This window comes from Mesorhizobium sp. WSM3626, assembly GCF_000513935.1.
In the GTDB taxonomy this organism is placed as follows: Bacteria; Pseudomonadota; Alphaproteobacteria; order Rhizobiales; family Rhizobiaceae; genus Mesorhizobium; species Mesorhizobium salmacidum.
Genome location: NZ_AZUY01000062.1, coordinates 26,307 through 33,711 on the forward strand (window position 1 = coordinate 26,307; position 7,405 = coordinate 33,711).

At 64.1% G+C, this 7,405-nt stretch carries 5 protein-coding genes; 1 reads left to right on the forward strand and 4 read right to left on the reverse strand.

What is annotated here, in order from left to right; genetic code table 11:
• Window positions 1-136: 136 nt before the first annotated feature.
• The gene (mfd, locus tag M653_RS0128500; protein WP_027146379.1) at window positions 137-3,634 is read right to left on the reverse strand and encodes a transcription-repair coupling factor; all 3,498 of its coding nucleotides are present in this window, start codon (window positions 3,632-3,634) and stop codon (window positions 137-139) included.
• A gap of 71 nt (window positions 3,635-3,705) precedes the next feature.
• Window positions 3,706-3,993 carry a succinate dehydrogenase assembly factor 2 gene (locus M653_RS0128505; protein ID WP_027146380.1) on the reverse strand — a complete coding sequence of 96 codons (288 nt, stop codon included), beginning with the start codon at window positions 3,991-3,993 and terminating at the stop codon, window positions 3,706-3,708.
• Between the two features lie 93 nt (window positions 3,994-4,086).
• On the opposite strand from M653_RS0128505, the gene recG reads away from it, so the two are divergent.
• The gene (gene recG, locus M653_RS0128510) at window positions 4,087-6,195 is read left to right on the forward strand and encodes an ATP-dependent DNA helicase RecG (RefSeq protein WP_027146381.1); all 2,109 of its coding nucleotides are present in this window, start codon (window positions 4,087-4,089) and stop codon (window positions 6,193-6,195) included.
• Here the strand turns inward: recG and M653_RS0128515 are convergent.
• Together M653_RS0128515 and M653_RS01000000133810 are read right to left on the reverse strand one after the other, a co-directional pair.
• Entirely contained in the window at window positions 6,147-6,899 is a 753-nt protein-coding gene (locus tag M653_RS0128515; RefSeq protein WP_027146382.1) for a DUF502 domain-containing protein, read from the reverse strand. The genes recG and M653_RS0128515 overlap by 49 nt on opposite strands.
• A 91-nt stretch (window positions 6,900-6,990) precedes the next feature.
• The coding region (locus M653_RS01000000133810; protein ID WP_032936357.1) for an SIS domain-containing protein at window positions 6,991-7,405 on the reverse strand (415 nt) is incomplete at its 5' end.

The window sequence follows — 7,405 nt, forward strand, 5'->3', positions numbered from 1 at the left end:
GCGAACACCTTGCCCGCCATTTCCAGCCCCCAAAATGGGGTGGCGGCTCCATACACGAAGCCGATTTCCTATTCTAGACCGGAATTTCGGTGCTGGCGAATGGCTTGACGCCCCCAGGACGCCTCGAAAGGCGAGATCAGGCCGTCTTCTCAGCCAACTTCGCCAGTTGCGTCATGACGACAGCCGAGCCCGCCAGACGCTTCTCCGCCGTCGGCCAGTCGCGGATGAAGACCACGCTGTGGTCGGCCCGGATCTTGGCCAGCGAACCCTGCTCGCCAATATACTTGACCAGTCCGACGGGGTTCGAAAATTCGCGCTTGCGGAAATGGATGACGACGCCCTTCGGCCCCGCATCGAGCTTCTCGACATTGGCCTTGCGGCAGAGCGCCTTGATGAAGACGATCTTGAGGAGATGCTTCACCTCCTCCGGCAGCGGGCCGAAACGGTCGATCAGCTCGGCGCCGAAGGCGTCGATTTCCTCGGTGTTTTCGAGATCGCCGAGACGGCGGTAGAGCGCCAGCCTGAGCTGCAGGTCCGGCACGTAGCCTTCCGGGATCATCACGGCGGTGCCGACGGCGATCTGCGGCGACCAGCCGCCATCCTGGACCTCGCCGGAATCCTTCACCTCGGCCACCGCCTCCTCCAGCATCTGCTGGTAGAGCTCGAAGCCGACCTCCTTGATGTGCCCGGACTGTTCCTCGCCGAGAAGATTGCCGGCGCCCCTGATGTCGAGGTCATGGCTGGCGAGCTGAAAGCCGGCGCCCAGCGTGTCGAGCGATTGCAGCACCTTCAGCCGACGCTCGGCGGTGTCGGTGAGCTTGCGGTTGGCCGGCAGGGTGAACAGCGCATAGGCGCGCACCTTCGAGCGCCCGACGCGGCCGCGCAGTTGGTAGAGCTGCGACAGGCCGAACATGTCGGCGCGATGGATGATCAGCGTGTTGGCGGTCGGGATATCGAGGCCGGATTCGACGATTGTGGTCGACAGAAGCACGTCGTACTGGCCGTCATAGAAGGCGTTCATGATGTCGTCGAGTTCGCCCGGCGGCATCTGGCCGTGGGCCACCGCCACCTTCAGTTCGGGAACGGATTCCTTCAGGAAATCATCGATTTCCGCCAGATCGCTGATACGAGGCACGACATAGAAAGAATGCCCGCCACGGTAACGCTCACGCAGCAGCGTCTCGCGAATCACCAAGGGATCGAACGGCGAGATGAAGGTGCGCACCGCCATGCGGTCGACCGGCGGCGTGGCGATGAGCGACAGTTCGCGCACGCCCGTCAGCGCCAGCTGCAGCGTGCGCGGGATCGGCGTCGCCGACAGCGTCAGCACATGGACGTCGGTCTTCAGGTCTTTCAGCCGCTCCTTGTGCTTGACGCCAAAATGCTGCTCCTCGTCGATAATCAGCAGGCCGAGATTCTTGAACGAGATGGCGGAACCGAGCAGCGCATGGGTGCCGATAACGATATCGACCTGCCCTTCGGCAATGCCCTTCTTGGTCTCGGCCAGATCCTTGGCACCGACCAGCCGCGAGGCCTGGGCGACACGAATGGGAAGCCCTGAGAAACGCTGCGAGAATGTCTTGAAATGCTGGCGCGACAACAGCGTCGTCGGCACCACCACCGCGACCTGAAACCCTTCCATCGCCGCGATGAAGGCGCCGCGCAGCGCCACTTCGGTCTTTCCAAAGCCGACGTCGCCGCAGATCAGCCGGTCCATCGGCTTGCCGGCGCCAAGGTCGCCGCGCACCGAGTCGATGGCCGTCTGCTGGTCGTCGGTTTCCTCATAAGGGAAGCGGGCGGCAAACTCGTCATAGAGGCCTTCGGCCGGCACCAGCGCCGGCGCGGCGCGCATCTGACGCTCGGCGGCGATGCGGATCAGTTGCCCGGCCATATCGAGCAGGCGCCGCTTCAGCTTGGCCTTGCGCGACTGCCAGGCGCCGCCGCCGAGCTTGTCCAGCGTCGCCTCGGCTGTGTCGGAGCCGTAGCGCGACAGCAGCTCGATGTTTTCCACCGGCAGGAACAGCCGGTCGTCGCCGGCATAGTGGATTTCCAGGCAATCATGCGGCGCGCCGACCGCTTCGATGGTGCGCAGGCCGATGAAGCGGCCAATGCCATGGTCGGTATGGACGACAATGTCACCGGCCGACAAGGCCGAGGCCTCGGCAATGAAATCGGAAGCGCGCTTCTTGCGCTTCGAGCGGCGGATCAGCCGGTCGCCCAGAATGTCCTGTTCGGCGACAACCACCAGCTGTTCAGTCTCAAAGCCGGATTCCAGTGGCAAAACCGCCAATGCGGCCTGTCCCGGCTCGAGCTGTTCAGCCTCCGCCAGCGTCTCGACCTGCTTGAGATTGCCGAGATGGTGCTCGGCCAGGATCTGGCCAAGCCGGTCGAGCGATCCTTCGGTCCAGCCTGCGATGACGACGCGGCGGCGCGCCGCGCGCTCGTCGGCTATGTGCCGGACGACGACATCGAAGACATTGACGTTCGGATCGGCTCGCTCCTCGACGAAGCTGCGACCATGGCGCGAGCCGGCGTGGAAGACTTTCTTACCTCCCAAATCAGGCGCATCGAACACGGTAAAATCGATGTCCTCGCGCTCGCCAAGCGAAGCCTTGAGATTCTCCGGCGAGAGATAGAGCAGGTCCGGCGCAACCGGCTTGTAGGGCACCGCATCCCTAAGCGCCCCGTCAGCCTGTTTTTTGCGCGCCTCGTAGTGGTCGAGGATCAGCGTATGGCGCTCGGCAAGCGCCTCATGCGCCAGATGGTCGAAAACCACGGGTGCGTCCGGCAGGTAGTCGAACACGGTCTCCAGCCGCTCGTAAAAGAACGGCAGCCAATGCTCCATGCCGGCGAAGCGCCGCCCCTCGCTGACCGCCGCGTAGAGCCCGTCGTCACGCGATGGCGCGCCGAAGGCTTCGATATAGGAGCGGCGGAAGCGGCTGATGGTTTCCGGCGTCAGCGCCACTTCGCTCATCGCCTGCAGCGCCATCCACTTGCGCTGACCGGTGGTGCGCTGCGTGGCCGCGTCGAAGACGCGGATCGATTCCAGTGTGTCGCCGAAGAAATCAAGCCGCAGCGCCTCTGTCCAACCGGGTGCGAAGAGGTCGAGAATGCCGCCGCGCACCGCGAATTCGCCGATGCCGCGCACGGTCGGCACCCGCTCGAATCCCGACGTCTCCAGCCGTGCGATCAGCGCATTCATGTCGATCTGGTTGCCGGGTCTGGCGTGGAAGGTCTGCGCCTCGACAAGCTCAGCGGGCGGAATGCGCTGCAGCAGCGCGTTGGCGGTGGTGAGAATGACGGCACGGTGCGGTTTCTTCGCCAGCGCGATCATGGCGGTCAGTGCATCGAGGCGCTTGGCGGCGGCATCGGAACCGGGCGACACACGGTCGTATGGCAGGCAGTCCCAGGCAGGCAGTTCCAGCACAGGCAGGCCGGGCGCGACGAAGGACAGCGCCTCGATGATGGAAGGCAAGCGCTGGCCGTCGCGGGCCACGAACAGCACTGGCTTGTCGGGTGCGATTTCGAGCGCCGTCTGTACCAGCGCGAAGGCCTCGTAGCCGTCGGCGACACCGTCGACGATGAACTGGCCGGCGCGGCCCTTCGGCAAGCCAATGGTGGGGATGAGAGCCATCAAATCACGGTCTTGTTTATCGCAATTCCGAACGGAAAACCGCTTCGCACTTTTCCTGGAATTGCTTTTGTTCAGAATGTCATGGTCCGGCGGGACGCCAGGATTTTTTGCAGGACGGCACAGTCGATCTCCGCCGGCACCGGGCGTTCGCCCGTGACCAGCGGCAGGAATTCTGTGTCGGCAATATCGAGGAGCCTCTCATATTGGTCGATTTCCTCGGCGGTCAAGGTGCCGATCTCGGCATCGGCGAAGGTGCCGAGGATGAGGTCCATCTCGCGTAGGCCGCGATGCCAGGAGCGGAACAACAGCTTGCGGCGGTGGGCGTCCAGCCCCTCGCTTGATCGTTTCGTTCCGGTCATTGTGCCGCATCCTCGCTTCAAGCGGCGCATATAGCGTGGATAGTGGGCGGTGTCAGCCTTTGCGCTGCGGCCGTCGCGACATAAGCTGACATCATGCGTCCTTCCATACTCGATCCCCTGTTTGTCCCGATCACCTCGCTTGCCGGCGTCGGGCCGAAGGTCGGTGCGTTGATCGAGAAGGTCGTGGCGGCCGACCTCGGCGATCGCGCCGCGCGCGCCGGCGATCTCCTGTTCGTGCTGCCCCACACCGTCATCGACCGCCGCAACCGGCCTGGCATCGCCCTCGCGGCCGAAGGCGCCATCGTGACGCTCGAGCTGCGCATAGACCGCCACCAGCCGCCGCCGCGCGGCAACAGGTCGGTGCCCTACCGGGTCTACGCCCATGACGATACCGGCGAAATCGGTCTGACCTTCTTCCATGCCCATGCCGCCTATCTCGAAAAGGCAATGCCTGTCGGCGAGCATGTCGTGGTGTCAGGCCGTATGGAATGGTTCAACGGACGCCCGACCATGGTCCATCCCGACCATATCGCACTCGCCAGCGAAGCCGAGAACCTGCCGCTGGTCGAGCCGGTCTATCCGCTGACCGCAGGGCTGTCCGGCAAGGTGCTGCGCCGTGCGATCGGCCAGGCGCTCGGCCGTCTGCCGGACCTGCCGGAATGGCAGGATGATGCCTTCATGCGCCGCCAGAGCTTTCCGTCCGTTGGCGACGCGCTGACCCGCATCCATTATCCCGGCGATCCGCTCGATGTCGCGGTCGAAGGGGCTGCATGGCGCCGCCTCGCCTATGATGAATTGCTCGCCGGCCAGGTCTCGCTGGCCCTGGTGCGGGCAAAGGTGCGACGCCTGTCAGGCCGCCCTCTCGTCGGCGATGGCCGCATCGTCGAGAAGCTGCGTGCGGCCCTGCCCTATTCGCTCACTCCCTCGCAGGAATTCGCGCTCGCCGAAATCAACGCCGATCTCGCCGATCCAGAGCGCATGCTGAGGCTGCTGCAAGGCGATGTCGGTTCGGGCAAGACGGTCGTGGCTTTGTTGGCCATGGCACGCGCCGTCGAGGCCGGCGGCCAGGCGGCGCTGATGGCGCCGACCGAAATCCTGGCGCGCCAGCATCTGGCGACGATCACCCCGCTTGCAGCCAAGGTCGGCTTGCGCATCGCCATCCTGACCGGCCGTGAAAAGGGCCGCGAGCGAGCCGAAACACTGGCTGGTCTTGCCAGCGGCGAGATCGATATCGTCGTCGGCACCCACGCGCTGTTTCAGGAAACGGTCAGCTTCCACGACCTGGTCCTGGCCGTCATCGATGAGCAGCATCGCTTCGGCGTTCATCAGCGGCTTGCCATCACCGCCAAGGGCGACGCGCCCGACATGCTGGTGATGACCGCGACCCCGATCCCGCGCACGCTGGTGCTGACCGCCTTCGGCGACATGGATGTCTCGAAGCTGACGGAAAAACCGGCCGGCCGTCAGCCGATCCGCACCGTTACGCTGCCGCTCGAACGGCTCGACGAGCTGGTCGGCCGCATGCTCGATGCCGTCGCGGATGGCCAGAAGATCTACTGGATTTGCCCGCTGGTCGAGGAATCCGAAGAAATCAAGCTAATGTCGGCCGAGGATCGTTTCGCTTCGCTGAAGCCGCTGTTCGGCGATCGCATCGGCCTTGTCCATGGCCGCATGAAGGGTGCCGAGAAGGACGAGGCGATGCGTGCCTTCAAGCAAGGCGAGACGCGCATCCTGATCGCCACCACGGTCATCGAAGTCGGCGTCGACGTTCCTGACGCCACGATCATGGTCATCGAGCATGCCGAACGCTTCGGGCTCGCCCAGTTGCACCAGCTGCGCGGCCGGGTCGGACGCGGCGACAAGCCCTCATCCTGCGTGCTGCTCTACAAGGACCCGCTTGGCGAGACCGCCAAACGCCGGCTGTCGGTGATGCGCGAGACCGAGGACGGCTTCCTGATCGCCGAAGAGGATCTGAAAATGCGCGGCGAAGGCGAATTGCTCGGTACCCGCCAGTCCGGCACGCCTGGTTTCCAGGTGGCGCGCATCGAGGCGCATGCCGACCTACTGGAGGCCGCCCGAGACGACGCCAGGCTGATCCTGTCGCGCGATCCCGAACTGCAATCGGATCGCGGCGAGGCGCTGCGGCTCCTGCTCTACTTGTTCGGCCGCGACGAGGCCGTGCGGCTCCTGCGCGCCGGATGAGGCGCTAGCGGCGGATTGGCCAGGGTTCCGTCGATCGGCTCACCGTTCAGCGTCACCAGTTTCGTCTTCACCTCGGGGGCCACCAACCCGGCCGATACGATCAGCTTGGCGCCGTCCTCGATCGTCATGTCAAGCGGCACGATGTCCGACTTCAGAACATACATCAGGAAACCGGTCGTCGGGTTCGGGGTGCACGGCATGAACACCGCAATCAGCGGATCGCCTTCCTGGTCGAGTTTCTGGTTGATCTCGGTTTCCTTCTCGCTGGCGACGAACACCAGCGACCACACGCCCTTGCGTGGATATTCGACCAGCCCAACCTGACGGAACATGTCGCCCTTGTTCGACAGCACGGTCTCGAAAATCTGCTTCAGCGAGCCATAGATGCCGCGCACCAGCGGCATGCGGCCAAGCAGGCGCTCGCCAAAGCCGACGATGGCGCGGCCGACAATGTTGGCCGTCAGGAAGCCGATCAGCGTGATCAGGATGAGCGCGACGATCAGCCCGAACCCCGGAACCGGGAACGGCAGATAGCTGTCGGGGCTGTAACGCGCCGGAATATAGGGTTTGACCCAGGAATCGACCCAGCCGATGAACGACCAGGCGATATAGGCGGTGATCGCCAGCGGCGCGCAGACGATGAAGCCCGTGAGGAAATAGTTCCTCAGCCGGGTCATGCCGGAAGTCTTCGAAGCGTCTGACATGGTTCACCGGGCACGGGTTGCGGCGCGACATTAGTGAACCGGAAGGCGCTTTGGAACTGCGAAGTTTTTAAACGCGCCTGTTTGTAGGCGCCTACTCCACCGTCACCGATTTCGCCAGATTGCGCGGCTGATCGACGTCGGTGCCCATGAAAACGGCGGCGAAATACGCAAGCATCTGGATCGGCAGCGCGTAGATGATGGGCGAGATGATTTCCGGCACATCCGGAAGCACGATGGTCTCCATCGTCTTCACGCTCACCTGTGCCGCGCCCTTGGCGTCGGTGATCAGGATGATCTTGCCGCCACGCGCCGCCACTTCCTGCATGTTGGACACGGTCTTTTCGAAGATGCGATCGTGCGGCGCAATCACGATCACCGGCATGTTCTCGTCGATCAGCGCGATCGGCCCGTGCTTCAGCTCGCCCGCGGCATAGCCTTCGGCATGAATGTAAGAGATTTCCTTGAGCTTCAGCGCGCCTTCCATGGCCAGCGGGAAATTGGTGTCG

Coding starts and splice junctions, on each gene's coding strand:
- M653_RS0128505 (WP_027146380.1), bottom strand. CDS start 3,993: ATGACCGGAACGAAACGATCAAGCGAGGGGCTGGACGCCCACCGCCGC.
- recG (WP_027146381.1), top strand. CDS start 4,087: ATGCGTCCTTCCATACTCGATCCCCTGTTTGTCCCGATCACCTCGCTT.
- mfd (WP_027146379.1), bottom strand. CDS start 3,634: ATGGCTCTCATCCCCACCATTGGCTTGCCGAAGGGCCGCGCCGGCCAG.
- M653_RS0128515 (WP_027146382.1), bottom strand. CDS start 6,899: ATGTCAGACGCTTCGAAGACTTCCGGCATGACCCGGCTGAGGAACTAT.